At 54.1% G+C, this 2,331-nt stretch carries 2 protein-coding genes; both read left to right on the forward strand.

The features are described 5' to 3' along the window. The coding region (locus OCV73_RS14385; RefSeq protein ID WP_147553320.1) for a polysaccharide biosynthesis protein at window positions 1–981 on the forward strand (981 nt) is incomplete at its 5' end. Between the two features lie 11 nt (window positions 982–992). Beyond that, the gene (locus tag OCV73_RS14390) at window positions 993–2,135 is read left to right on the forward strand and encodes a polysaccharide biosynthesis C-terminal domain-containing protein (RefSeq protein ID WP_147553322.1); all 1,143 of its coding nucleotides are present in this window, start codon (window positions 993–995) and stop codon (window positions 2,133–2,135) included. Window positions 2,136–2,331: the final 196 nt, after the last annotated feature.

The following is a 2,331-nucleotide window of genomic DNA, read 5'->3' on the forward strand; positions in this document are numbered from 1 at the left end:
ACCGGAAGTTTCGGTAACGCCGTATTGCGAAGATTTATAGACAGCGACCTCCGTGAAATCCGGATTTTCAGCCGTGATGAAAAAAAACAAGACGACATGCGTCACCACCTTCAGAACCCCAAAGTGAAGTTCTACATCGGAGACGTACGTGACAAACGCAGCGTAGACGGTGTGATGAGCGGTGTCGACTACATCTTCCACGCCGCCGCATTAAAACAAGTCCCGTCGTGCGAATTCTTCCCCACGCAGGCCGTCCGCACGAACGTATTAGGCACCGAGAACGTCCTCGACTCCGCCATCTCTCACGGTGTTAAGAACATCGTAGTCCTGTCCACCGACAAAGCCTGCTACCCCGTCAATGCAATGGGCATCAGCAAAGCCATGATGGAAAAAGTAGCCATCGCCAAAGCCCGTCAGCTCGGCCCCGATGCCGCTACGACCATCTGCTGCACCCGTTACGGCAACGTGATGGCCAGCCGCGGCAGCGTCATCCCCCTGTGGGTAGAACAAATGAAAACCAACCAAGTCATCACCATCACCGACCCCCACATGTCCCGCTTCATGATGACCCTCGACGATGCCGTAGACCTGGTCCTGTACGCGTTCCAGCACGGTCGTAACGGCGACCTGTTCGTACAGAAAGCCCCGGCCGCGACCCTCGACACGCTGGCCTCCGCCCTGAAATCCCTCTATCACAAAGACACCGAAGTAAAAATCATCGGCACCCGCCACGGTGAAAAACTCTACGAAACCCTCGTCAGCCGGGAAGAAATGTCCAAAGCCGAAGACATGGGTGACTACTACCGTATCCCGTGCGACACCCGCGACCTCAACTACGACAAATACTTCGTAGAAGGTCAGGAAAAAGTCTCCCGTATAGAAGACTACCACAGCCACAACACCCGTCGTCTCGATGAAGAAGGCATGAAATCCCTCCTGCTCAAACTCGAAATGATCCAGACCGACCTCAAAACCCATTAACCCCCGAAGAAATGCTCACCATAGGAATCACCGGCCAAACCGGCTTCGTCGGCAGCCACCTTTACCATACCCTGGGCCTCTATCCCGGCCAGTACCGCCGCATCCCGTTCCAAGACGATTACTTTCAGGACGAATCCCGTCTCCGTGCTTACGTAAAACAATGCGACGTCATCGTCCACCTGGCCGCGATGAACCGTCATCCCGACCCCGAAGTCCTCTACCAGACCAATCTCCGTCTCGTTCGTCAACTCATCGAGGCCATGGAAAAAGAACAAGTCACCCCCCATGTCCTGTTCAGCTCCAGCACTCAAGAAGAACGCGACAACCAATACGGCCGTAGCAAGCGCGAGGGACGTGTACTGTTCGAATCGTGGGCCCTGCGCAGCGGCGGCAGCTTCACCGGTCTTGTCGTTCCCAACGTCTACGGTCCGTTCAGCCGCCCCAACTACAACACCTTCATCGCCACCTTCGCCCACAAACTCACCCACGGCCAAACCCCCCAAATCCTGGGAGACAGCCCCGTACGTCTCATTTACGTAGGCAACCTGTGCCGTCACATCCTGGAAAAAATAGACACCGTTCGTCACAGCCCTGTCCCCGTCATCGAGCGCGACCCCGTCCCGTACGACTTCGAAGAAAACGTCAGCCAGATCCTTAGCCGTTTCCAGTCCTACACCCGTCAGTACTATGACCACGGCATCATCCCCCCCCTCACCAGCCCTGACGAAGTGAACCTGTTCAACACCTACCGGAGCTACATCGACCCCGGTCACTACCCGGTCCCCCTGACCCCCCACAGCGATTCCCGCGGCACGTTCGTCGAAACGATAAAACTCGGCGTAGGCGGTCAAGTCAGCTTCTCCACGACGGTTCCCGGCGTCACCCGCGGCAACCACTACCACACGCGGAAAATAGAACGCTTCACGGTCATCAAAGGCCGTGCCCTAATCCAGCTGCGAAAGATCGGCAGCCAAGAAATCCAGAACCATTACCTGGACGGCAGCCGTCCCTCCTATGTAGATATGCCCGTATGGTACACCCACAACATAACCAACATAGGAAACGAAGAACTCTACACTCAGTTCTGGATCAACGAGTGGTACGATGCCGCAGACCCGGACACCTATTATGAAGCGGTAGAACCAGAAAAATAAAAAAACAGCAGATTCCGAAAATGAACCTATTTCTTATTATAGACCGTATAAAAAGCCACGTACAAAGAAGATACAGGAAATATATTTTCCTGCAAAGAACACGCACCCCCCATAAAGCCGTAACCCTTTTAGGCAATGTATATTTAAATGCGAGTAATGTGAAGATAGGCAGGAATGTGACTATTTATCCGAATGT

It is taken from the genome of Barnesiella propionica (assembly GCF_025567045.1).
Lineage (GTDB): Bacteria > Bacteroidota > Bacteroidia > Bacteroidales > Barnesiellaceae > Barnesiella_B > Barnesiella_B propionica.

Bases quoted from the DNA above. Each gene is read 5' to 3' on its own strand.
- OCV73_RS14390 (WP_147553322.1), top strand. From the start codon at position 993: ATGCTCACCATAGGAATCACCGGCCAAACCGGCTTCGTCGGCAGCCAC.